At 39.6% G+C, this 23,906-nt stretch carries 21 protein-coding genes; 7 read left to right on the top strand and 14 right to left on the bottom strand.

The features are described 5' to 3' along the window. Nucleotides 1–173 precede the first annotated feature (173 nt). The 3 genes from H5161_RS05060 to H5161_RS05070 all read right to left on the bottom strand — a co-directional run bounded on the left by H5161_RS05060 (nt 174) and on the right by H5161_RS05070 (nt 3,067). Nucleotides 174–539, bottom strand: a complete 366-nt coding sequence (locus H5161_RS05060) for a hypothetical protein (protein ID WP_182695374.1) — start codon at nt 537–539, stop codon at nt 174–176. Nucleotides 540–653: 114 nt separating this feature from the next. Next, nucleotides 654–1,121 carry a DUF4265 domain-containing protein gene (locus tag H5161_RS05065; protein WP_182695373.1) on the bottom strand — a complete coding sequence of 156 codons (468 nt, stop codon included), beginning with the start codon at nt 1,119–1,121 and terminating at the stop codon, nt 654–656. A gap of 425 nt (nt 1,122–1,546) precedes the next feature. Further along, nucleotides 1,547–3,067, bottom strand: coding sequence for an aldehyde dehydrogenase family protein (locus H5161_RS05070; protein ID WP_182753153.1), 1,521 nt, complete (start codon nt 3,065–3,067; stop codon nt 1,547–1,549). A gap of 171 nt (nt 3,068–3,238) precedes the next feature. Here H5161_RS05070 and H5161_RS05075 point away from each other — a divergent pair, with 171 nt between their 5' ends. Continuing rightward, on the top strand, nt 3,239–4,132 hold the full coding sequence (locus H5161_RS05075) for an AraC family transcriptional regulator (RefSeq protein WP_024596981.1): 894 nt from the start codon (nt 3,239–3,241) through the stop codon (nt 4,130–4,132). A gap of 80 nt (nt 4,133–4,212) precedes the next feature. Continuing rightward, nucleotides 4,213–5,244 (top strand): LacI family DNA-binding transcriptional regulator, encoded by a 1,032-nt coding sequence (locus H5161_RS05080; protein ID WP_182695370.1) that lies wholly within the window; start codon nt 4,213–4,215, stop codon nt 5,242–5,244. Nucleotides 5,245–5,339: 95 nt separating this feature from the next. On the opposite strand, the gene gtfA is transcribed toward H5161_RS05080, so the two are convergent. After that, a complete protein-coding gene (gene gtfA / locus H5161_RS05085; protein WP_182719934.1) occupies nt 5,340–6,812 on the bottom strand; it encodes a sucrose phosphorylase in 1,473 nt (490 codons plus the stop codon). 176 nt (nt 6,813–6,988) lie between these two features. Between gtfA and H5161_RS05090 the strand changes: the two genes are divergently transcribed. The 3 genes from H5161_RS05090 (at nt 6,989) to H5161_RS05100 (ending at nt 11,847) form a co-directional block, all read left to right on the top strand. Further along, nucleotides 6,989–8,215, top strand: coding sequence for a sugar MFS transporter (locus tag H5161_RS05090; protein WP_039488390.1), 1,227 nt, complete (start codon nt 6,989–6,991; stop codon nt 8,213–8,215). A gap of 171 nt (nt 8,216–8,386) precedes the next feature. Further along, nucleotides 8,387–10,783, top strand: coding sequence for a TonB-dependent siderophore receptor (locus H5161_RS05095; RefSeq protein ID WP_182692364.1), 2,397 nt, complete (start codon nt 8,387–8,389; stop codon nt 10,781–10,783). Nucleotides 10,784–10,899: 116 nt separating this feature from the next. Then, nucleotides 10,900–11,847 (top strand): carbohydrate kinase, encoded by a 948-nt coding sequence (locus H5161_RS05100; protein WP_039488389.1) that lies wholly within the window; start codon nt 10,900–10,902, stop codon nt 11,845–11,847. A gap of 45 nt (nt 11,848–11,892) precedes the next feature. Here the strand turns inward: H5161_RS05100 and H5161_RS05105 are convergent, their stop codons facing one another. The 3 genes from H5161_RS05105 to H5161_RS05115 all read right to left on the bottom strand — a co-directional run bounded on the left by H5161_RS05105 (nt 11,893) and on the right by H5161_RS05115 (nt 13,934). Further along, nucleotides 11,893–12,282: a nuclear transport factor 2 family protein gene (locus H5161_RS05105; RefSeq protein WP_149603532.1), complete on the bottom strand. Its 390-nt coding sequence runs from the start codon at nt 12,280–12,282 to the stop codon at nt 11,893–11,895. Nucleotides 12,283–12,364: 82 nt separating this feature from the next. Beyond that, nucleotides 12,365–13,015, bottom strand: a complete 651-nt coding sequence (locus tag H5161_RS05110) for a DsbA family protein (RefSeq protein WP_182695368.1) — start codon at nt 13,013–13,015, stop codon at nt 12,365–12,367. Nucleotides 13,016–13,055: 40 nt separating this feature from the next. Beyond that, nucleotides 13,056–13,934, bottom strand: a complete 879-nt coding sequence (locus H5161_RS05115; protein ID WP_182768828.1) for an MBL fold metallo-hydrolase — start codon at nt 13,932–13,934, stop codon at nt 13,056–13,058. Between the two features lie 119 nt (nt 13,935–14,053). On the opposite strand from H5161_RS05115, the gene H5161_RS05120 reads away from it, so the two are divergent. Next, nucleotides 14,054–14,941: a LysR family transcriptional regulator gene (locus H5161_RS05120; protein ID WP_182681515.1), complete on the top strand. Its 888-nt coding sequence runs from the start codon at nt 14,054–14,056 to the stop codon at nt 14,939–14,941. Nucleotides 14,942–15,036: 95 nt separating this feature from the next. Here H5161_RS05120 and H5161_RS05125 read toward each other — a convergent pair whose 3' ends face one another. The 3 genes from H5161_RS05125 to H5161_RS05135 all read right to left on the bottom strand — a co-directional run bounded on the left by H5161_RS05125 (nt 15,037) and on the right by H5161_RS05135 (nt 16,924). Next, nucleotides 15,037–15,417 (bottom strand): STAS/SEC14 domain-containing protein, encoded by a 381-nt coding sequence (locus H5161_RS05125; protein ID WP_182724083.1) that lies wholly within the window; start codon nt 15,415–15,417, stop codon nt 15,037–15,039. Between the two features lie 144 nt (nt 15,418–15,561). After that, nucleotides 15,562–16,254: a cupin domain-containing protein gene (locus tag H5161_RS05130; RefSeq protein WP_182747410.1), complete on the bottom strand. Its 693-nt coding sequence runs from the start codon at nt 16,252–16,254 to the stop codon at nt 15,562–15,564. Between the two features lie 49 nt (nt 16,255–16,303). Beyond that, on the bottom strand, nt 16,304–16,924 hold the full coding sequence (locus tag H5161_RS05135) for a glutathione S-transferase family protein (protein WP_182768829.1): 621 nt from the start codon (nt 16,922–16,924) through the stop codon (nt 16,304–16,306). A gap of 389 nt (nt 16,925–17,313) precedes the next feature. On the opposite strand from H5161_RS05135, the gene H5161_RS05140 reads away from it, so the two are divergent. Then, complete coding sequence (locus tag H5161_RS05140) at nt 17,314–17,832, top strand: TetR/AcrR family transcriptional regulator (protein ID WP_182694099.1); 519 nt, start codon at nt 17,314–17,316, stop codon at nt 17,830–17,832. Between the two features lie 84 nt (nt 17,833–17,916). Here H5161_RS05140 and H5161_RS05145 read toward each other — a convergent pair whose 3' ends face one another. The 4 genes from H5161_RS05145 to H5161_RS05160 all read right to left on the bottom strand — a co-directional run bounded on the left by H5161_RS05145 (nt 17,917) and on the right by H5161_RS05160 (nt 23,870). Then, complete coding sequence (locus H5161_RS05145) at nt 17,917–19,386, bottom strand: carbon starvation protein A (protein ID WP_004334688.1); 1,470 nt, start codon at nt 19,384–19,386, stop codon at nt 17,917–17,919. Between the two features lie 258 nt (nt 19,387–19,644). Continuing rightward, on the bottom strand, nt 19,645–20,562 hold the full coding sequence (locus H5161_RS05150; RefSeq protein ID WP_024595733.1) for a carbohydrate kinase: 918 nt from the start codon (nt 20,560–20,562) through the stop codon (nt 19,645–19,647). 2 nt (nt 20,563–20,564) lie between these two features. Then, a complete protein-coding gene (locus H5161_RS05155; RefSeq protein WP_182768830.1) occupies nt 20,565–22,088 on the bottom strand; it encodes a mannitol dehydrogenase family protein in 1,524 nt (507 codons plus the stop codon). A gap of 60 nt (nt 22,089–22,148) precedes the next feature. Beyond that, nucleotides 22,149–23,870 (bottom strand): cytosine permease, encoded by a 1,722-nt coding sequence (locus H5161_RS05160; RefSeq protein WP_004334683.1) that lies wholly within the window; start codon nt 23,868–23,870, stop codon nt 22,149–22,151. Nucleotides 23,871–23,906 lie beyond the last annotated feature (36 nt).

Raw genomic sequence — 23,906 nt, forward strand, 5'->3', positions numbered from 1 at the left:
GCTGACCAAAGCCATGGATTAATATTCTGCATACTATCTAGAGCACCTAATAACACCCTACTTAGGGGCGGAAACACATGGGCTATAATTTGGATCGAAGCGACGCAGCCCATGTGTATGCATCCCAGCGAACGAAGTGAGTGTGTTGATTAGGTTGTTAGGTGCGTGCATATTTAAACCACTACCCTAGGGGCTTTACCATGAAAGCCCAAGTATAGTTTTTTGAGATTATCTGGCACGAGAGGCCAGCCACGCTCAATACCTTCTTTTGTACCTTTCCAGAATAAGTGCTCTGCATAATATACATCTATGTATTCGAATTCTGCTTTGGTTGCAGTATCTAGTTTTTCGCTCATGTACTGCAACTGTTCTAATGCTTCTTCTAAATTACCTTGATTAAACAAAATGGTTGTCAAATTTGCGAACTCTTCCATTAGGAATGTGAGTGCCCATTTTTCATGTTTTTCCATGAGAGGCACAACGTCAGGAAATTTAGTGCGGATTTCTTTTAAGAACTGTCTTATCTCTGATTTGGCCATTGATTTCTCAGAAGCACCTAACACCCGCATAACGGGCGAAAATACGTACAAGCGAAGCGCAGGGAGCCTACGTGTTTTTGTCCCTAGTGAGCGCAGCGAGTGTTAATGCGATTGTTAGGTATCGGTGCTATGCATTTTCTCGTATGTAGGATCTGCATATTCCCAACGAATATCGTTATCGTTGAGAAAATCACGAACTGCATCGAAATCGCATTGGGGTTGAACATTTATTACAAAGTAAAATTCACCGTTAGTCCCTTCATAACCGCACTCCATAGAACTTAATTTATCTAAAATACCCTGCGAGCGTTTTGATTCTTTTGCAGATTCATCCAGTTTAATTCTTAGCGTTCTATGTCCCGACTTTGTGATTACTTTAGTAAAAAACGGGTATTTATCATCTTTATTAACGAACTCAGCTTCTACTATGTCATCGTATGATATACCGTAAGCATAGAAGGGGAAGTTTTTGATTTGAAATCTGTTTTCTCCAACTTTATCAGCCCATGGATATTCGATTTCTACATGACCACTGTCTGGATACGTGGTTTCAATTCCAATTTTGGTCTGTTCAAATTCCATTGAGATACCTAACAATTTTATCTACGACATTTGTCGCTTTATAAACCGAAAAATGTCCCTATATTACAATGCATTTATCTTAGCCAGCAAATAACCATCTGTAAACAATTAGTTAACTATAAAGAAGTTTCCATTAATGCAGTAACACACTAAATTGGGGGAGATCAGTAATATCCGACAATGCATAAATCACTGCACATTTTTAGAGCAACTTTTATAAAAAGTTAATATCGTAAAATCGTTTTTTAACGCAGGAATGAGTTATTAAAACGCTTAGGTTTTAACGTTTTGAACGCGGCTGGTATTGTACTTATATATTACAACACGCTTAAAATAGTGTTGTGAGCACTGTGAATAAAAAGCGCTGCAAATATGCAGCGCTCTCATTACTTAATGGTTGTTGTGTTTAAGTTTGAACTGTTTTATTAAAAAAAGCCGAGCGGATCTTCACTGTAGCTCACTAATAAATTTTTAGTTTGTTGATAGTGATCGAGTGCTAGTTTGTGTGTTTCGCGCCCTATTCCTGATTTTTTATAACCACCAAATGCAGCATGTGCTGGGTACATGTGGTAACAGTTGGTCCACACTCGGCCAGCTTCAATTTTGCGCCCCATGGTATAAGCACGGTTCATGTTTCTACTCCACACCCCTGCGCCTAAGCCAAATTCTGAGCTGTTGGCAAGTTCAAGTGCTTCGGCTTCATCTTTAAAGGTCGACATAGAAATAACAGGGCCAAAAATCTCTTCTTGGAATACACGCATGTCGTTTGTACCTTTAAGCAGTGTAGGTTGTATGTAATAACCGCCGTTTAAATCGTCATTTAGCTGCTCTACGTTGCCGCCGGTGAGTACTTCAGCGCCTTCTTTTTTACCTATGTCTATGTAACTAAGTATTTTATCAAACTGTGCTTTTGAAGCTTGAGCGCCCACCATGGTTTCGCTGTCGAGTGGGTTACCGCGTTTAATTTGTTGGGTACGTTCGAGTATGCGCTCAATAAACTGCTCGTATATATCTTCTTGAATAAACAATCTTGATGGACAGGTACATACTTCGCCCTGGTTAAAGTAAGCAAGTACGGCGCCTTCTATGGCTTTTGATAAAAACGCGTCATCTTTTTCCATTACATCATTAAAAAATATATTGGGCGATTTACCGCCAAGCTCTACCGTTGACGGAATAATGTTTTCAGCAGCACATTTTAAAATATGTGAGCCAACAGGTGTAGAGCCTGTAAATGCAATTTTAGCAATGCGTTTACTTGTGGCCAGTGCTTCGCCTGCTTCTTTACCAAACCCATTTACAATATTGAGCACGCCTGCAGGCAGTAAATCACCAATAATTTCCATTAAAACTAAAATAGATGCTGGAGTTTGTTCGGCTGGTTTTAGTACCACACAGTTACCTGCAGCAAGAGCTGGGGCAAGTTTCCATGCGGCCATTAAAATAGGGAAGTTCCACGGAATAATTTGCCCAACCACACCTAGTGGCTCGTGAAAATGATACGCAACGGTGGTTGCGTCTATTTCACCTATAGTGCCGTCTTGCGATCGTAGGCACCCTGCAAAGTAGCGAAAGTGATCTGCCGCTAGCGGAATATCAGCAGCGAGTGTTTCACGAATTGCTTTACCGTTATCCCATGTTTCGGCAACAGCTAGTAACTCTAGGTTTTGCTCAATTCGGTCGGCTATTTTTAGCAGTATGTTACTTCGGTCGGTCACCGACGTTGTGCCCCATTGCTCTCGCACTGCATGCGCTTTATCGAGAGCCAGCTCTATGTCGTCTTTGTCTGAACGCGGTATTTGGCAAAATACCTTACCGTTTACTGGGCTTATATTATCAAAGTATTGGCCATTTACTGGCTTCACCCACTCTCCGCCAATGTAGTTCCCGTATTGTTGTTTAAAGTTTACGAGTGCGCCATCGCTACCTGGATTTGCATATATCATGTGTGTGCTCTCTTTATTGTTGTTAGCTAAAGGTCGAACATTTATATAAAACAAAATGCTTTATATTTAATCAATGTTGATTGACATTAAACTAACAAGTACCTAAAAACTTGATTAGCTGTCCACAAAAGTTGTCTGTGAGTCCAAACTAATAAAACCTAAAGGATTGATATGCACACATCTCAGTTAAACAAAAAACGCCAACAACTTGATGTATTAATAGAAAATAAAGTCACATTCGCTGCAGATAGCAGTGAGTTGAGTATTTACGACACGTATCAAAGCGCGCAAAAGGTAGCACTACACTCAAACGAGCTGCTGTTTTGTGCCATGCTAAGCGGCAAAAAGGTAATGCACGTAGAAAGGAGCCAATACCATAAAGTATTTTTACCACACGAGTCGTTTGTATTAGCGCCAGAGCAAGGTGTTTTAATTGATTTTCCACAAGCATCAATGCACGCCCCAACCACCTGTTTAGCCATTGAAATTAGCACAGATAAAATAACGAGCGTGGCGAATGCACTAAACATGCAGCAAAATTTTGCACACGATGGCTTATTTGAATATGTACCTCAGTTAGTGCATACCCAACATAATATTCAAACGCAGCAATTATTAGAGCGCATGGTGCATTTATTTAGTGAGCAAGGCGCACAGCGACATTACTTGATTGATTTGTCGTTGAACGAATTGATCACCCGTTTATTACAACAACAAAGCCGCGAGCTATTGCTAGCTAGCTGCGATAAGCCACGCCTTAAAACAAAAGTGAGCGATGCCCTGCTTTATATTGAAGAACACTTAAGTGAAACGCTCGACATAAATACCTTATGCAAAATAGCATGTATGAGCCGAAGTAAGTTTTATCATCAATTTAAACTCGCATTTGGCACTACCCCAGCCCTTTGGCAGCAACAGTTAAGACTAAAAAAAGCGCGTACTCAATTACTACAAGGCCATGCAATTAGCCAAGTGTGCTTTGATGTTGGATTTAATAGCGCGAGCCACTTTAGTCGCCTATTTAAACAAACCTTTGGCATTGCGCCTAAAGAATGCCGACATTAGCCCTAAAATCTTATTTTTTTACTTTGCTAACGCCCTGAATATGTTAGTTTATTAACATGTGTATTGAGTAAAGAATTGGTATGAGTAAGCAAACCCGCTGGACCCTAAAAAGTATTGCTAAAGAGTTAGGTGTGTCTAACGCGACAGTATCTAATGCGTTTAATCGCCCTGATCAGCTATCGGCTAAACGCCGAGACGATATTCTCGCAGCGTGTAAAACTTTGGGCTATTACGGGCCCAATAAGGCCGCGCAATCTTTGCGTAATGGCACATTTAATATTGTGGCTTTAGTGCTGCCCGATAGTGTGGAATACATGGTGTCGGACCCTGTGGCCAGCAGCTTTATGCGCGGTGTTACCTCGGTGCTTGAAAAAAACGGCATTAATGTTTTATTGTTTTCAGGTAATAGCGGTAACCTTAACAACGTGGTCGACTTGGTAGATGGCTTTATTTGTTATGGCCGCCCTCGTAATAACGCGTTAGTTGAGCAGTTAAAAACAGTGTCTAAACATGTAGTGACAATTGATTTTGATATTGCTCGCAATGCCTCTGTAAATATTAATAACGAGCAAGCAAGTTACGAAATTGCTAAACACGTACTGCATAATCAAAGCGATAAAGTGGCTATATTAGGGCTTAGATTACTTGATGAAAACGTATTATGCCGCGTGTATGAACACCACGAATTTGAAACCGGACAATCTATTTCGCATCAACGTTTACGTGGTTATCAACGCGCTTTAAGCGAGGCAAATATTACGGTGGCTGACGATCGTATTTGGAACATTCCTGAAAGTAGCGAGCGTTTTGCTAATATTGCTGCTAAAGAGGTTTTAAGTGCCTCCCCTCGTCCTAACGTTATTATTTGTATGAGTGATTTAATTGCGCTTGCCACAATGCGAGAAGCAATAAAACAAGGCATAAAAATAGGTGAAGAACTGCGTATTGTGGGCTTTGATGGTATTGATGAAGCAGCCCGGTTTGTGCCTCGCCTCACCACCATCCATCAAAACAGCCAAGAAAAAGGCGTTATAGCCGCTGAATTATTTATTTCTAAAGAAGAAAAAACTCAGGAAGTCAGTTACGAATTAGAGATTGGTGCGAGTAGTTAGCTTACAAACCTTGTAATAGTTTTATGTGTTAAAAAGCCAAGCTACTTAAGCTTGGCTTTTGCTTTACATGGCGCTTGTAAATTACTTTTATAACATTAAGCTAAAAATGAATTTAAGTTAATCGTTGTTTCTTCATCACCGTTTACCTGCGTAATAAGTGCATGGCGTAATTTAAAGTCAACAGTGAGTGAAATAGTTTGCTCATCTAGTTGCCACGATAAACAACACATACTGCCTTCACCTTGGGCGCTAAATTCACCTGCAAATGCAGGGTGTGAATTGCGAATTTTAATTAATTCAATTAAACCTTTTACTACAGGCTTATTTAAGGCTTTGTCGATTATATTTGCATCTAAATATGGGCGGTTAATATCACGGCCAACATTTGTATTAGCTAATAGCTCCATATCATTTTCACAGGCAAATAAGCCGCCGTAATACACTTGTGGTACACCTGGAGCAAAAAATTGAATTGCACGCGACAGTAAGTAATCAAAGTCTTTAGCACCTAATGCGTTGTAGTACGTACAGTTAACTTGATATAAGTCGACATTACTCGCCGCAGCGCCCGTAGCTTGGCGGCTTTGGTTGTTGCTGTTGGCGTGCATTGTTTCTACTAGGTTATCAATCTGCTGTGCATTTAATAGCCCTGGTTTGTCGCCCATTGGACCTGCGTCAATAATGCCAATACCATCGTGTGTATCAAGTACAGTTAAGCAATTACGTGGCGAAATTTGTAACCATTTGAGTAGTGCATCTACATCGTTGTTAAATAAGCTGTGTAAAATAAGCGGTGGTAACGCAAAGTCGTAAACCATATTTACGCGTTTTGCCACTTCTACCTGAGTTTGATAATGGCTATGAATTTCTGCAATGGTTTCCATGCCTAAATCGTTTGCTTGCTTAGATAAGTTATCTAGGTAGCCAAACGTTTCATCAAGCATAAAGCAGTTAGTGCCAGCTTGCTTAATAGCGTAACCCGCCGCATCTAAACGAATAATATTTACATTGTTAGCCGAAAATTTAGTGAGTACGTTATTTAAATACGCAACACCGGCTTCTACTTTTACGTTTATATCAATTTGGTTATCGGTAAAAGTGGTCCAGAAGTCATACGTTTTACCATCACCACATTTCATTGGGGTAAAGCAACTACCAGGACGTGGGCGGTAAATTGCTTTTTGCTCAGCTTCGCTCATACCATTTGGAAATACATCATCTTTGGTTAAAAACAAATCCCAAAATTCTGATTGCTTACCTTTAGCTAATACATCTTGAAACTGAAAAGACTGCGCCGATACATGGTTAACAATTAGGTCAGCCATTAAGTCGAGATCTTTACCTAATACTTGTATGTCTTCCCAAGTGCCTATTCTAGAATCAACTTCACTATGGTCAATAGGGTCAAAGCCAGCATCGCTGCCATCAATAGGATTGTAAAATGGCAATAAGTGCACACCACCAAATACGCCTTTTAAAGGGCCGTTTAAAAGTGTGGTTAGCGCGCCTATATTTTGGCCAGTGATTCGATCAGCATATGTGATCAATTGAACTTTATTCTTCATCATTGTGTGATTACCATGTTGAAACTTAATCGATTAAGATATATCTTTAACTAGCGAGTAAGAATTTACAAGTAATTTTTAATAATTTTACATACAAATTTCGTGTCTCACGTAATACTACAGTAAGCAACTGACTGACTTACGAAGTATTAATAGAGAATTTAACGAGGAATAAACACATGACAAAATCACACACTCACGTAAGCAGCGACCCACTGCAACAAATACGCTGGCTTACATACATGATGTTTTTTATGTTTGCCATGACCTCTGACGCAGTCGGCATGATAATCCCCGAACTTATAAAAGATTTCGGTTTGAGCATGACTCAAGCTAGTGCATTTCATTACGCTCCTATGGCACTCATTGCCTTTAGTGGATTATTTTTAGGCTTTTTAGCTGACAGCCTTGGCCGTAAAAAAACCATTATGCTAGGTCTATTAATATTTTCCGCGAGTTGTTTTTTATTTGCATTTAGCACCAGTTTTACTTTCTTTTTAGTATTGCTTTGCTGCATAGGTCTGGCCATTGGTTTATTTAAAACCGGCGCACTGGCATTGCTTGGCGATATTTCACATAGTAACGACGACCATACTAAAACTATGAACAAGGTTGAGGGCTTTTTTGGCATTGGCGCTATTGTAGGCCCTGCCCTAGTTGGTGTTTTATTAGTGCAAAACGTTAGTTGGACATACCTGTATATTACTGCGGGCGTAATGTGTTTAATCCTTGCTTTATTAGCATGGCGCGCAGACTACCCTGACGTAGTTAAAACAACTGAAAAGCCAGCCTCTTTGGCCACGACCATGAAAATGGTAAAAAACCCTTATGCACTTGGCTTTTCTTTAGCTATTGCACTTTATGTAGCGACTGAAGTGGCTATTTATGTATGGATGCCAACGCTATTAAAGGACTACACAGGCTCTTGGCCACTCCTTGCCACTTATGCACTTACTATATTTTTTATACTACGTGCTGCAGGTCGTTTTATTGCCGTATGGTTACTAAATCGTTATAGCTGGCAAGGTGTTATGGCTTATTTAAGCTTAGGTATTGCGCTTTGTTATGTGGGTACACTTATTGGTGGCGTTGACTGGGCTGTAGGGTTACTACCTCTTTCAGGTTTATTTATGTCTATGGTTTATCCAACTTTAAACTCTAAAGGTATATCGTGTTTTCCTGCTGAGCGCCATGGAGCCGTAGCCGGCGTTATATTATTTTTTACCGCATTATCGGCTGCTTTAGCTCCTTTATTTATGGGTATGATCAGCGATTACTTTGGCCATGTGCGCTATGGCTTTTACTTAGCAACAGGGTTTGCCGTGATTTTATTTGTAGCTATGTTGTTCAATTATTTACGCGACCCATCAATGAGTGCTTTACAAGAAAATAACCCAACAGCTTAATAAATTTGTATCTCAATACAATAAAAAATACTTTTAAAATCAACATATGAATAATAAAAGAGCAAATTAAACACAAAATAATTTGCTTATTGTAAAATATTTGTTATTTTTACTTAATCGATTAAGTGAAAATAACAAATCCTATTGGGTTCAACACAACGAGGCGTCCACATGACAACACACAATACACCTTTATATTTAATCAGCGCTTTAGCACTTGCCGTAAGTCAAGGCGTTAACGCACAAGAAACAGACCAAGCAACACCTGAAGCATCACAAAACAAAGGTCTTGAAACAATTGTTGTAACCGGCGTACCACGTCGAACAACAATCATGGCTTCAAGCGTTTCAGTTAGTAGCGTATCACTTGAACAAGTTCAGGTGTCTACTCCTCGCTCAACAGCCGAGGCTTTTAGAATCATTCCTGGTATCCGTGCAGAATCGACAGGTGGCGAAGGTAATGCAAATATTGCTGTTCGTGGCCTGCCAGTTGCTTCAGGCGGTGCAAAATTTTTACAATTACAAGAAGATGGTTTACCTGTACTGCAATACGGTGATATCGCTTTTGGTAATTCAGATATTTTTATGCGATTAGATAACACTGTGCAAACTATCGAATCGATTCGTGGTGGCTCAGCATCTACTGCCGCAAGTAATGCACCTGGTGGCATTATTAACTTTATCTCTAAAAATGGCGAAAACGAATCTGGCAGTGTATCTACAACACTTGGCTTAGATTACGACAGCGTTCGTACAGACTTTGAATACGGCACTTACTTAACCGATAGCGTGCGTTTTCATGTTGGTGGCTTTGTTCGACAAGGCGAAGGCCCGCGCGAAACAGGTTACACGTCTAATAAAGGTGGCCAAATAAAAGCTAATCTTACTAAAGATTTCGACAACGGTTACGTTCGCCTTTATTACAAACACTTAGACGATAAGAGTGTTGGCTACCTTCCTATGCCAATGTACTCAAATGGTGACTCTATTGCTGGCTTTGATGCGCAATCAGACACACCTCACTCAGCGTTATTTACTAAAACAGTACGTCTAAATGGTGAAAACCAAATCAGTAGCGGCGATATTCGCGATGGTATGAATCCAAAGGTTGACTCTGTTGGTTTTGAAGCTGTATTTGATTTAGATAACGATTGGCGTATCGAAAACCGTTTTCGTAAATCATCAATAAGCGGCAACTTTAACTCGCTTATTCCTGCAGAGGTTGGCAGCGCATCATCTATTGCACAGAGCATTGGTGGTGTAGGCGCAACACTCAGTAACGCAAACACGGGCGCTGCATTTAACGACGACCTTGCTATGCGAATTCATACGTTTGACGTAACAATGAACGACTTCGATTCATTAGTTAACGACTTTAAACTAACTAAATCGTTTGATGATGACACCAGCATTACCTTTGGTTATTACGCGTCAACACAAAACATTGCTATGTCGTGGTTATGGAATTCATACCTTATGGAGCTTAAAGGCGACAATGCTGCATTATTAAATGTTACTGCAGCTGACGGTACTGAATTTTCAGAAAATGGTTTATATGCATATGGCACACCTTACTGGGGAAACTGTTGCCAACGTGATTACGACACAGAGTACGACACCCGTGCACCATACGTTGCATTCTCTACTAAATTAGGCGACGTAAGCATTGATGCAAGTGCCCGTTACGACAGTGGCGAAGCTCGCGGTAACTATGCAGGTGCCGTAACATCAACTGTAGATATGAACCGCGACGGAGAAATATCAATCCCTGAGCAAAACGTTGCAGGTATTGATATTGCCAACGCCAGCCCAGTAAACTATGACTGGAACTATTCTTCTTATTCAATTGGTGCTAATTATCAAATTGACCCAAGCCTTGCTACGTTTGCACGTATTAGTAAAGGTGGGCGTGCAAATGCTGACCGTCTTTTATTTGGAAAAGTACGCGCCGACGGCTCTGTTGCAAAAGAAGACGCTGTTGATGAAGTAAACCAGTTTGAGTTTGGTGTTAAAAAGCGCTTTGATTCATTATCAGTGTTTGCTACTGCGTTTTTTGCCGAAACTGAAGAGCAAAATTTTGAAGCAACATCACAAACGTTTTTTGACCGTGAATACGAAGCAAAAGGGATTGAAATAGAATCTACTTACTTTATTGATGCATGGGATTTTCGCGGTAATTTAACTTGGACCGATGCAGAAATAGCAAAAGATGCGCTTAACCCAGATGTTGTAGGTAATACGCCACGTCGTCAAGCCGATTTAATTTACTCATTAATGGCACGTTACAACTATGAAAAAGGCGCTGCAGGGGTAAGTTTCATTGGTACTACCGATGCATACGCTCAAGATAATAACGATCTACAATTTGACGGCTACACACAGGTAAATGGCTTTGTAAGCTATGACTTATCTGAAAACCTTAATATTGCGCTTAATGTGAATAACCTATTTGATACAGTAGGTATTACAGAAGCAGAAGAAGGTTCAGTACCTGAAAATAACATTATTCGTGCCCGTACTATTAACGGCCGCACAACATCGGTAACTTTAAAATACGCTTTTAACTAAATGTGTGTATTGCGGCGCTGCGGTGAGTAGTCACTGTAGCGCCTTTTAAAGTATGAATAAATAACACCCTTCACGTTTTTTAGCCTAGCCTTGCTAGGCTTTTTAGGATATTCCAAATGACTAAACTCCTGTGCTTAGGCGAGCTATTAATTGATATGCTGCCACAAGATGCTAATAACTCAGCCTATTTACCTATACCAGGTGGCGCGCCTGCCAATGTAGCTGTTGGCTACGCAAAACTCGGCGCAGAGGCTGCATTTTGTGGTGGTAAAGGGGACGATCATTTTGCCAATCAATTAAGTAATGCATTAGCGCAATACAATGTAAATACAGACTATTTATTTACCATTGCAGGCTCACAAACCGCCATGGTTATAGTAAGCCTTGATGAAACCGGCGAGCGTAGTTTTGGCTTTTATCGCCATAATACAGCCGATGTACTATTAACGCAGGCGCATTTAGCGCATATAAATTGGCAAGAAATAAGCACACTACACTTTTGTTCAAACACATTAACCGAATCAGCAATTGCCAACACAACGGTTAAAGCGCTAGAACTTGCAAAAGCGAATAATAAGCTCGTCAGTTTTGATGTGAATTTACGCTACAGCTTGTGGGAAAACACAAACGATATAGCAAGCAATGTAAAAGCCTGTTACACCTATTGTGACATAGTAAAACTCTCGCGTGACGAACTTAATTTTTTAGCTCAGCATAGCGATACAACGAGCGATGATTACATTCAAATGCTATTAAATACCGGAGTAAAACTGGTGTTTTTAACCGATGGACCAGAGCCTGCCACGGTTTACCACAGCGCATTTACACTTAACGAATCGGCACCAAAAATAAACGCCGTAGATACAACAAGCGCAGGTGATGCATTTATAGCGGGGGTTTTATACTACTTAAATAACTTAGGAAGTGATTTACCACTAGCAGATAAACTAAATGATAAAGCGAGCGTAAAAGGCGCTCTGCACTTTGCTCTTAAATGTGGCTCTAAAGCGTGTTTAGCTAAAGGGGCATTTCCGGCATTACCTGTGCTGGCTGATGTACTTTAATAGACCTAATGTTTTTTAAGTTCAAATATATGCAGTAACGCGTAGTTACTGCATAGCATCAAACACCATTTTACTATCCACTATTTGTTCAAAGTGCGTTATTTTTTGATTTTTAAGCTGCCAAATATGCGCGACCCTAGCTTGCATTTTTTTACCCGTTTTAATATAAGTACCAGAGTACGTGCCATACACTACAACAGTATCATCTTGGGATAAGTAGTTTTGTGGCGTAAACGTGTAGTTATACCACTCGCTTGCAAGCTTTTGAAAAACATGTTCAGTAATGTCATTCATACCATGGTATGTACCAGCATAAGCAAAACCGTCAGCCTCTTTCCAAGTAATAGTATCACTTGCATGAGCAACTAAATTTTGCCCATTCTCTTGTGATGTTTTGCCTTCATACGTACTTTTAATTATGTCTATGTTGTTCATTTTTGCACACCCTTGCACTATAAAAAGGAAGCTCAATAAAGCTGTAATATAAACAGCTTTATTATTTAGAAATTTCATCACACTATACTAGCGCAACTGATTGCTGTAAGTAGGTAACCCACTGCTCAGTTTTTCCATAATAATGGGCTATATCGGCTTTTTGCCACTTACCTGTGTTAAATTCAAATGCTGCACTAGGAAAGCCTTGCCCATGAATATCGTGCAATAAGCCTCGGCTTTGTGCTATATGTTGATCTGTTGCACCGCCTTCTAGCGCATTAAAGTGGGTTTCAAATAAGGCCTTGTTTAAACCCAGCTCCAATGCAATATCAGTCAGTACATGCAGCTGCATAATGTTTTTACCCTGAGCATAATAAGCATGTTGAATACTATTAAGCATTTCCCCACCTGATATACCAAGCTCTTGCGCTGCCAATATAGCGGTAATAGCCGGAGCCGAGTTGAGTATAATATCGTTGGTTTTTAAAAGCCCATCAGTATAGTTACTACCAAATACCTGACCGGTTTTCTTCGCTATGACACTGTCGTTTTTAAGTGCAAATTCACGCCATGCAGGAGTCACAGGTTTGACATTATCACCTGTTAGCATACCTCCACTGTGTACTTTTACAATTAAACCATCAATATTTTCAGCAGCGGTGATCAAGGGCACGCTGCCGTAAGTCCAACCACATAAAGGGTCAACAATTATATGTAACGTTACGTTTTTCATTAATATTTCCTATCTAAATAATTGCTTAACGCAAGGGCACTTAGTGCCATTGCATCTCACCCATAACCACTTTTGAGCCCAACTCTAAGATGCTTCTTGCACCTAAATCAGGGTAAGCTTGAGTCATTATCTCTACAAATTCAGTTGAGTTTTTTGCATTTTTTGAAGCGCTATCCGCTTTATTTAAGTACCCTTTCATGAATGACACACCAGAAAGGTCTTGTTTACTGCCCTGTAAAAAATGACCTGGAATAACAGTCTGAGGTTTTAAATTCTCGATGTTATCTAATGTTGACTGCCAAGTTTGACGCTCTGCAGCTGTGCTCGAATCGGCCAACCACACATGCATTTGATCAAATACTACAACCCCACCCAGCACTGTTTTTATAGAAGGGATCCAAAGGTAAGTATGCTTTGGATCATGCTGTAAATTTTTAATAATAATTTCTTTCCCATCTATAGTTAGGCTATTTGATAGCATTACTTCTGGCAAAATAAGTTCTTTAGGTGCATTGCTCTTTAAAATAGGCCCCCAATAATTTAACTTTCCTTGCATTGAGCGTTTAATATTCTCTACTGTTGATTTAGTCGCTAATAACTTTGCTTTTGGAAAAGCAGCTTTAATTACATCTAAACCAAAGTAAAAATCAGGGTCGCTGTGACTAATATAAACAGCTGTTAATGTTTTACCGCTCGCTTTTATTTTTTCAACCAATGCTTGTGCATCATTACGCTGAAATTGGGCATCCACTAATAACACTTCGTTATCACCACTTATAATGCTTGATGAAACAGCAAAAATACTTTTGTCTTGTGGGTTATATACATCAACAACTAATTCACTTTGCGCTAATACCGGTTGCATTAATGTGCTTGCTAATAAAGCTGTTGCTGCTAATACGTGTTTAACTTTTTTCATTCTCAGTAGCCTGTTTGTTATTTCGTTAAGATGAGGCTATTGTATGTTGCAATTTAAGAATGAAAAACTAGGCAGAATGCAACTATCTGTTGCATAAATCGAACATATAGGCAAAGTGAATGGATAGAATTATTGCAGCTGATGTATTTATAAAAATTGTAGAGCAGAAAAGTCTAGCCGGTGCTGCCCGTGCTTTAGATATGTCTAGATCTATGGTTACACGGTATTTGAATCAAATGGAAAAGTGGGCAAATACCCAACTACTCCATCGGTCAACAAGAAAAATAACACTCACGTCAGAGGGTGAAAAAGTACTTAATCATAGCCGAGAGCTCATTGCCATCGCCCAAAACATCAGTGCGCCGATAGAAAGTAATAACAAATTAAACGGGCAAATTAGGTTGTCGTGCTCGCCTTTTTTAGCACATGATGTACTACCAGATATGTTGCAACAATTCTTGCACGCTCATCCCGAAGTCAGTATTGATGTACAAATTAGTAATCACGTTACAAATTTGGTAGAAGAGCGAATAGATTTAGCAATTAGAATTACCAATGACTTAGATCCTAATATAATTGCTCGCCCACTTGGGAAATGCCATTCAGTATTATGTGCAAGCCCAGAATATTTAGAAAAAAACTCTAAGCCTATAACTACGGATGATTTGAGTCGCCATAACTGTTTAAACTATTCACGGTTTGAAAAAAGTATGTGGCATTTTTCACACCCTGAAAAACCCGTATCTGTAGCGATTGCTGGTAACTTCAGTGCTAATGATTCGAGCTTACTGTTAAAAGCTGCTCTTAATAATCAAGGAATAACTCTACAACCTAAGTTTGCTGCGCAGAAATATATAAATAATGGAAAGTTAATACATTTACTACCACACCTTAAACCACAAACTTTGAGCATATACGGTATTTACCGCTCTAGGAAACATCAGTCACTTGCACTTCGTTCATTTATTGATAGCTTAGTAACGTATTTTGATAAAATTGATACTTAACAATAAGCGAAAACTATTAAATGTTCGCTATAAGTCCTTTATTTAAGAGTTGAAATAGCGCTTTGTAAGCGCTATTTTTTGAAAGAAGGGATTTATTATTCGTCTAGCCAATCTATGGCTGCGGTAGCATTTTCAAAGTATTGAACCTCACCCGATATGAACCAGTTACCTATTTTGGCCATTCGAGCTTGCCACTCTTTATTACCGTAAATAGCTACTTTTTTAAATTCTTCAGAGTGTTTAACACCTAACTTGAGGTCATCCCAGGCTGCGCGTAATTCCCAACCTTCAAGCTCGCTACCATCTATTAAGGCGTTTACAACTGGGTGCTTAACTTCGCCAAGAGCTGAATTTATCATTGGGGTAATTATTTTGTAGTCGTCGTGAGTAAGCGTACCAACGGCTTTAAGTTTTAAAAAAAACTCTCTTCCTGCACGTTCAAGACCAATCGATAAACCATGTGTTGTGTGTACCATTACTGCTCTCCTTAAATAGGCTGAGTGGTAAAAGTACACCTTCTAAAATTAATTAGTCCTGAACTAAATCAATAAATAGTCTTGAACTAAATTAATAAATAGTCTTGAACTAAATTAATAAATAATCTCAAATAAACGACTCAATTACACATTTTGTACGCGAGATATCTGGTTTTCTACGTCAGTCAAATGACCCGTTTTAAGCCATACTTTTGCACCATTACTTCCCGCTTTAACGTTAACGGAGCTATTAATAGGCACTCTTAACCAACTGTTTTTTATAAGGGTATCTGCTTGCTCATCAAATGAGCCTTCAAGTACTAGCAGCTCAGCTCCGCCTTTTGCGTTTATAACCATGCAGGCGTTGGGCTTAAAGTGCAACAAGCTTACCTCTTCAAAGTCGTCTTTGTATAAAGGGGTTACGGCAACATTTTTAAAACTAGGATGCACCGTACTTTGCATCAAGTTTGTTTGCAAACGCACGTGCGTTCGGTCATCTGGTTGAAACTGCCATAACTTTACAAATATAACGCAGCCATTTTCAGACCCCGGCTTATGCTTTGATTGCGGTGGATTACGGATATAAGAACCTGCCGCAAAGTCACCATGCTCATCTTGAAATACCCCTTCAAGCACAACAAACTCTTCACCGCCTGTATGTACATGCGGCGAAAATTCACTCCCAGGTGCATAACGAACAATGGTCGTTGCGCGAGCAACTTCGTCGCCCACTCTATCGAGCGCTCGCCTATCAACGCCCGCCATTGGCGATGCAACCCACGGAAGTGATTCGCTATGTACCACAACTCGTTTACTAAAATCGGCAGCTATTTTCATATTTGGCTCCTAAGCGTAACTTCACTTAAATTTTAAACTAATAACCTAATTAAGCTGCAACACTTGGGCGTTTTGCTACTTTTTCTTGCCATGCAACTAAATGGGTTAACTCATTCGGGATTGCTATTTGTGCAAATCCAGCAAATACCATCCCAGCATACAATGTAATATCAGCAATACTAAACTGCTCGCCGCCAACAAACGCCGATTGCGCTAGTACATCATTAAAATAGCTAAACCCTTGGCGTGCTTTTTCGCCTTGTTTTTCACCCCAAGCCACATTTTGATACGTTTCAAGCTCTGGACCTAAGCCATCAGTTGCATGATGAAAGTAAGTTGCCACAGCGTCAAGCACCATAGATTCTGCGCGTTTTTGCATCATGTTAATTACTGCACGCTCTTTTGCGGTTTCACCCATTAAAGATGGGCCTTCAAATGCGGTATCAATATACTCAGTAATAGCGGTACTTTCTGATATAAACGTGCCGTCATCTAGCTCTAATACGGGTACACCTGCTAATGGATTTTTAGCTAAAAAAGCTTTTGTTCTGTGTTCACCATTTAATAAATCAACAGGTATAAATTCAACATTTGCAGTGGCATTTTTTTCAGCTAAAGCGATACGAACACGAAGTGGATTTGGAAAGTTTTCTACATCATAAATTTTCATAGCAATCTCTATCTTTATTGTTTAAAAGTGAGTCAATGGCGGAGCCTACCTATCGATAGGTAATTTATAATATTAAACTAAATTTAAGTCAACGTTTAAATTTTTCTGATTTATGGGATTTAACTTAATTCATAATAAAATTAGGGAGTTGCTTAAAAGTAAAAACACTTGTAAATAACTACCTACTGGTCGATAATTTTGCTGTACCAATTGCATTAAATAAGTGATCTATTATTGCGCTAGGAAAATAGCGCAATAACGAGGCGAAAATCATGACATCTAGTTATTCTGTATGAATAATTTTTAACGCAGTTAGTGTGTTATTTAATGCGATACAATGATCATGTTTTTAATAAAACTGGTGTTACTGCAGATAGGAAATATTAAAAGTGAGTAAAAAAGAAGCTTTATTAAAAGCAGCTGAAAACAAGGTGCGCCTTGGCGGATACAGTAATTTTAGTTTTAGAGAGCTAGCCTGCGAAGTCGGCATTAAAAGCGCCAGTGTGCACTATCACTTTGCGACTAAGGCCGATTTAGGTGCTGAGCTTGCTCATCAATATACTAATTCTTTTTTAGCTGCGTTAGGCGAGCCAAGCGAGCTTAAAGCAAGCGGTAAAAATCCTATTGATGTGTACACTCAGCTTTTTAGACGTGCATTAGTAACCGATAAAAAAATGTGTTTATGTGGGTTACTAGGAGCCGAAAGCGATAGCCTTCCAGATAAAGTACGCCTTGAAGTAAAACGCTTTTTTAATCAAAACCTAACATGGCTTAGCGCTGCACACTTAACTAATGGTGAGCCTAACCCCGCTCAAGCAGCTATTCAAACAGTGAGCCTGCTTGAGGGCGCTATGATGATAAGCAAAACGCTCGACGATAATAGTTACTTTGAACTTGCAACTCAGTAATACCTAAATTTAGTACACAAAAAAAGCGAGCTATTGATTATCAATAGCTCGCTTTTTTAATGCTTGAAATAACTTATGTGATTATTAAACCGCTGTTGGTTTAACTTTATGCTTAGAGTGCACAATTGCTAAAACAATTAAGCCAATCACTGTTACTACAGCGCCAATAGGTTTACCTAAATCGCTTGATAAGTTAAGACCAATTGCTGCAGTGCCAATATAAGAAACCGTTACCGCTGTTGCTATAACAGCAGGAACACTGGCAATCCAATGGAATGTACCACGGTCAAACAAGTACTTAGTGGCAAGCCATAATACGCTTGTAGAAAGCAGCATGTTTGAAAATGCAAAGTAGCGCCAAATTAATGAGAAATCGAGCTTCGTCATAAAGTACGCTATAGCAAGTATAGGCACCGCCACTAGTAAGCGATTACGTAAGCTTTGTGGAATATTAAACGCATCAACAACAGTTAAACGTAATGAGCGGAACGCTGTATCACCAGAAGTAATTGGGAATACGGCTACTGCAATAATTGCCATTATACCGCCAAATACGCCTAAGTAACTGTTAGCTACATGGTTAACAACTAAGCCTGGACCACCTTGGTCAAGCAATGCTTTTAAGCCTGCGTAACCATCTGGGAACGCTGCAATACCAGCAAGTGCCCATACACAACCTACAATACCTTCACACATCATAGCGCCGTAATAAACTGGACGTACGTATTTTTCGTTAGTTAAACAGCGCGCAATAATAGGCGCTTGAGTAGAGTGAAAACCACTAATAGCACCACAGGTAATTGTTATAAATAACAATGGCCATGTTGGTAATCCATCTGGGTTTGGCTCTAAAAAGTCATGTGCGTGATCAGCTTCAAAGTAAGCTAAAAAGTCACTTGGTACCGGTAAGTGCGGCGCATTAATAAGTAATGAAATAGCAATTGCCACTGTCATTACAATCATTAGCGCACCAAAAATTGGGTAAAACTTAGTGATAATTTTATCAATTGGTAGCAAGGTAGCTAAAAAGTAATACGCTAAAATAGCAAGTACCCAAAAGGTGTTGTTTGCCAGTATTGTACCTTCAAAAAAATCAAGGTTACTTAGCAAACCTGCAGGGCTCATAATAAATACTACACCTACAAAAAACAGTAACATGGCAGTAAATACAAGCATAAAGCCTTTAAATACGACGTTGTAATAATGGCCTGCGATTTCTGGTAGGCTTTTACCGTCTTCTTTTATACTCATTACACCTGAGAAGAAGTCGTGTACAGCGCCACCTAAAACATTACCAAGTACAATCCATACTAGTGCAACTGGTCCGTATAAAGCACCTAAAATTGGGCCAAATATTGGACCTACGCCAGCAATGTTTAAAAACTGAATTAAAAATGCTCGTACAGGGTGAATAGCTACGTAATCAACACCTTCGCTAAAGCGTTTTTGTGGTGTGTCAGCAGTTGAATCCAAACCGGCTTGTTTTTCAACAAATGGGCTGTAAAACTTATAGCCCAGTATTAAAATAGTGAGGCAGATAAAAAAGATGATCATAAAGCACGTTTCTCTTTTTGTATTTTAGTTATAGAGCGCATTGTGTGTCGCCCCGCCTTTTCAATCCGTGAATAATCGACGAACGATAACAAAGCTTTAACCCTCAAACAATAAGACGTTTAGCTAATACAATAATCGATATAAGCCACTATTTACGCAACCTGCGCACTTAACACTCACTTATCGCCTATGTCTTATTTTAGGCACAAAAAAAGCGGTTAAACTTTTACGTATAACCGCTTTCACACACAATGTTTTTTAAAGTGGGTTCATAAACTCACTAATTTGTTGATGCGTTAAAGTAGGTGTTGCACCAGAACTTTCGGCGACCATTGCTCCAACGGCACATGCAAAGTCAACGGCATATTGCGCGTCGTCGTTGCTACAAAGCTGATAAATTAACGAACCTAAAAACGAATCCCCTGCGCCAACAGTGTCAATTACGCTAATTAAATAACCTGAATTATAAAAATTCTCGCCTTTGATTGTTAATAAAGCACCGTGGCTACCTTTGGTTACACATAAGTAATCGGTATTTGTTTGCTGTGCTATAAACGCTAAATTTTGTTCAAGCGAATGAAACTTACAACCCATCGCTTTTGCAATTTCGTATAGCTCTTCATCGTTTAACTTAATAAAGTCTGCTTTATTCATTAAATCTACAAGTGTTTCTAGCTTGTAATGCGGTGCACGTAGATTTACGTCAAATACTTTAAAGTTTGCTACATCAACTAGTTGATTTAATGTTGCTAAAGACGCTTCGCTTCGCCCAATTAGGCTGCCAAATACAAATACATCGCTACTTTTAACTTTACTAAGTAACTCATCGGTAAGCGCTATATTATCCCACGCAGAGTCTGCCACTATTTCATAACTTGCAGAGCCACCACTGTCGAGCGTTACCTCAACCGTGCTAGTTTTTTTGTCACTATTAATAGCAATGTATTCGCAGCTTACGCCTTTGCTAGTAATTTCGCCTAGTAACTCAGCGCCTAACTCGTCGTTACCAACAGCGCTGATCATGTCGGCTTTAATGCCAAGTGAGTTAATACGTACACACATGTTAAGTGGCGCGCCACCTAAGCGTTTACCTGAATCAAAACAATCCCACAGCACTTCGCCAAAGCAGCTAACACTTACGTTTTCGCCAGATTTATGATTAATTAAAATGCTCATAATTAGTTACTCTTTTGATCAAGTACAGCCTGCATAATGGCTTTAATTTTACTATTAGGTGCATACAACGCAGCAATCGACTTTTTATATTCAGCAGTAAACGTTTCGTTATGCTCAAGCTTACCAAACAAGCTCGTTAACTTTAAAAATGCAATCGGGCTAGTTTGAGTCTCTTGCGCGTAAGAATTAAGCTCTTTGTGCATAGCATCTTGAATTTCAAGTTGCTCGCCGTTTTCACTTAAACCTATATCGCTGTATAAACACCAAGTAGCAATAACAAGCGTAGCCAGTGATACATCTCGACCTTGTACTAGGTTTTCGTTAATTGTGGCAATTAAAAACTTAGGCAGTTTAGCTGAGCTTTCACTACAGATACGCGCTAGGCTGTCTTTAATATTAGGATTAGCAAAACGCTCTATTAACGTATCTTTGTAGCTTTCAAGGTCAATGCCTTCAAGTGGTTCAAGATTTGGGGTTACTTCTTTATCCATAAAAGCACGTAGGTATGTGGCAAATAATTCATCCGATACCGTTTCGTCAATAGTGCCATAGCCATGGATTGAACCTAATAAACCAAGCACAGAATGCCCTGCATTAAGTAAACGTATTTTCATGGTTTCATAAGGCGTTACATCAGTAACAAACTGTGCACCAACAACATCCCAATTTGGACGAGAGTCACTAAATGTGTCCTCTATTACCCATTGTGTAAACGACTCACAGGTAATTGGCCACTCGTCGCTAACACCATATGCATCAACCACGTAATCAATATCACTCTTTTTAGATACCGGTGTAATACGGTCAACCATCGCATTTGGAAACGATACGTTTTGCTCAATCCACTCACTTAGGTCTTTGTCTTGCTCTGTAGCAAAGGCTAAAAGCATTTTGCGTGTTACGTTACCGTTGTGCTGAATGTTATCGCACGACTGTACTGTAAACGCGCCTAGGCCTTGCTCTTTACGAAGTTTTAACGCAGCAGTAATGTAACCAAACGCTGTAATTGGGTAGTTTGGGTTATTAATGTCGTTAATAATATCTGGATTACTGTAATCAAACTCGCCCGTTGCAGGGTTAAAGTTGTAACCGCCTTCAGTAATAGTAAGCGACACAATTTTAGTATCGCTGTGCGCTAGCTTATTAATTACCGCTTGTTTGTCCTCTGGAGCAAACAAAAAGTCGATCATTGAGCCAATTACTTTGTTATCTATTGTACCGTCTGGGTGTCTAACAGTAAGCGTGTAAAGGTAATCTTGCTGCTTTAAAATATCACGCAGACCACGGTTACCCTCTAAAAGGCCAACACCACATATACCCCATTGCTCAGAGCCCGGAGTTTTTAAAAGCTCGTTGACATACACTGCTTGGTGAGCACGATGAAAACCGCCCACACCAATATGTACAATACCGGCTTTAACTGCGCTACGGTCGTAGGTTGGTGTATCAACATGGCTTGGTAATTGAGCCAAGCTCTGTTGGTTTAGCCCTGTAACTAGAGCGTCAGTGTGTTGGTATTGTGTCATGGTGTGACCTTACTAAACAAAGATAAAATATAAATTACGATACTGTATTACGATAAGTAATTACGATGCTGTATTGAGTACTTTATGGCGTTTTAACGACCAGTACGCAGTAACAAAATAAATAACAGTACAAATAAAACAGGCTATTTCGAATTGCGATTTATTAGCGCTGTACATACTCATAGTTTCACTGAAAAACATCACTTGGCTGGCAAATATAAAAATAATAACCAACGAAACAGTAGAAACCGCGTTAAGTACTTTGGTAAATACAGAGCTGTCAATTACTGGCTTTGGAATGTCTTTAGCCTCAGCTGCTTGATATTCTTTAATATCACGTTGCTCTTGCTTTTCTGCTGCAATCTCTTGTGTGTAGTCGTCACCAGCGCCGTATTTTTTAGCTAAAAGCGTGTAAACAACAATGGTGAAAATCCATGTAGGAATAAACAAGTAGTAAAACGACATTACATCAATTGCGTTTAAGCCAAAGCCAAACACAAGTGCTAACGCCCAAGATGCTATAGCCGGTACGCTGCGGGTAATATTTTTATATTTAGCCCAGTAACGTGTTAGGCCAATTTTAGGAAATAACACATGCTCAGCAAACACAATGCCGCCTACTGGTACAACTAATAAGCCTGCGTATGTAAGTAGCGGAAGCATTTGAGAAAATACAAACGGGAAACACGCAATAATTACGGTTACAACACCTACAATAGCGGTGGTGCGTTCACGTGATTGATTAACAAATATAGATTGCGCTGCAAGGCCTGCACGGTAAAGGTTTGCGTTAGCTGTAGTCCAACCGGCAATAATTACAATAACAAAACCAGTCCAACCTAATGCATGGTATGCAACATCGCCCGGATCAAGTGATGAAATAGTTGTTTTAAGTAATACCGCAACACCTGCGCCCATAATACCGGCAGAGATCCACGCTAAGTAATGACCAAAAAACATGCCCACACCAGAAAACAAACCATAGCTTTTGCGTTTAGCAAATCTAAAAATAGCCATGTCGATTAAACCAAAGTGAGTTATTGAGTTAGCAGCCCATGCAAAGCCAATCACTTCTAATAGGCCAATGCCCTTTTCACCATCGGCATTGGTGCCCGTCCATATGGAGGAGTCGCCTATGGTCATAAAGTCGCTAAAGCTAGTTAAAGAGGTAGAACCTAATACGTGATTTGAAAGCTCAGGGAATAACGCAAACGAGCCTGCAATAAATATAACAAATAGCCACGGCGCACACAGCTTTGAAAAGTCAGCAACCGTAGAAAAGCCATACATCGCAACAAATACAACAATGGAGCCAACAGCTAAAACAATGGCTACAAACCAAAAGCTATTTGGATACCAATCAAGTTGCGCAGGTATATCAAACAAAAACCGCACGGCGGTGGAGGATACCGTGATCATCGCGGCCGATATAACACTAAAAATAACCACGTTAGCCCAGTTATAGAGCTTGGTCATTGAGTTACCAGCAATTTTGTTTAAGTAGTTATATAAACTTAAGCGGGTTTCTACTGCAATGGGTGCAGTAATCAGCCACCAAGAACACATTGCTAACAGGTTTCCTATTAATAAACCCAGTAGAATGTCGATGGTTGAAGCGCCTAATGCAACAAACGTTGCACCAATAACAAATTCAGTAGCCGCAACATGTTCGCCAGCATATAGCCCTGCAAAATGTTTCCAGCCGTGAAGCTTATTATTAGCAACAGGAAGTTGCTCTTCGTTTACATCTTTAAATGTTTGTGTGTGTGGACTCGTTGCCATGGTATTTCCTATTGTTAACAGCAAAGCATTTGATAC

The sequence above is a fragment of the Pseudoalteromonas sp. SG43-5 genome (genome assembly GCF_014164345.1).
Lineage (GTDB): Bacteria > Pseudomonadota > Gammaproteobacteria > Enterobacterales > Alteromonadaceae > Pseudoalteromonas > Pseudoalteromonas distincta.

Coding starts and splice junctions, on each gene's coding strand:
- H5161_RS05065 (WP_182695373.1), bottom strand. CDS start 1,121: ATGGAATTTGAACAGACCAAAATTGGAATTGAAACCACGTATCCAGAC.
- H5161_RS05125 (WP_182724083.1), bottom strand. CDS start 15,417: ATGGTACACACAACACATGGTTTATCGATTGGTCTTGAACGTGCAGGA.
- H5161_RS05075 (WP_024596981.1), top strand. CDS start 3,239: ATGCACACATCTCAGTTAAACAAAAAACGCCAACAACTTGATGTATTA.
- H5161_RS05150 (WP_024595733.1), bottom strand. CDS start 20,562: ATGAGCATTTTAATTAATCATAAATCTGGCGAAAACGTAAGTGTTAGC.
- H5161_RS05145 (WP_004334688.1), bottom strand. CDS start 19,386: ATGATCATCTTTTTTATCTGCCTCACTATTTTAATACTGGGCTATAAG.
- H5161_RS05115 (WP_182768828.1), bottom strand. CDS start 13,934: ATGAAAAAAGTTAAACACGTATTAGCAGCAACAGCTTTATTAGCAAGC.
- H5161_RS05100 (WP_039488389.1), top strand. CDS start 10,900: ATGACTAAACTCCTGTGCTTAGGCGAGCTATTAATTGATATGCTGCCA.
- H5161_RS05090 (WP_039488390.1), top strand. CDS start 6,989: ATGACAAAATCACACACTCACGTAAGCAGCGACCCACTGCAACAAATA.
- H5161_RS05070 (WP_182753153.1), bottom strand. CDS start 3,067: ATGATATATGCAAATCCAGGTAGCGATGGCGCACTCGTAAACTTTAAA.
- H5161_RS05060 (WP_182695374.1), bottom strand. CDS start 539: ATGGCCAAATCAGAGATAAGACAGTTCTTAAAAGAAATCCGCACTAAA.
- H5161_RS05160 (WP_004334683.1), bottom strand. CDS start 23,870: ATGGCAACGAGTCCACACACACAAACATTTAAAGATGTAAACGAAGAG.
- H5161_RS05080 (WP_182695370.1), top strand. CDS start 4,213: ATGAGTAAGCAAACCCGCTGGACCCTAAAAAGTATTGCTAAAGAGTTA.
- H5161_RS05120 (WP_182681515.1), top strand. CDS start 14,054: ATGGATAGAATTATTGCAGCTGATGTATTTATAAAAATTGTAGAGCAG.
- gtfA (WP_182719934.1), bottom strand. CDS start 6,812: ATGATGAAGAATAAAGTTCAATTGATCACATATGCTGATCGAATCACT.
- H5161_RS05155 (WP_182768830.1), bottom strand. CDS start 22,088: ATGACACAATACCAACACACTGACGCTCTAGTTACAGGGCTAAACCAA.
- H5161_RS05095 (WP_182692364.1), top strand. CDS start 8,387: ATGACAACACACAATACACCTTTATATTTAATCAGCGCTTTAGCACTT.
- H5161_RS05135 (WP_182768829.1), bottom strand. CDS start 16,924: ATGAAAATTTATGATGTAGAAAACTTTCCAAATCCACTTCGTGTTCGT.
- H5161_RS05130 (WP_182747410.1), bottom strand. CDS start 16,254: ATGAAAATAGCTGCCGATTTTAGTAAACGAGTTGTGGTACATAGCGAA.
- H5161_RS05105 (WP_149603532.1), bottom strand. CDS start 12,282: ATGAACAACATAGACATAATTAAAAGTACGTATGAAGGCAAAACATCA.
- H5161_RS05110 (WP_182695368.1), bottom strand. CDS start 13,015: ATGAAAAACGTAACGTTACATATAATTGTTGACCCTTTATGTGGTTGG.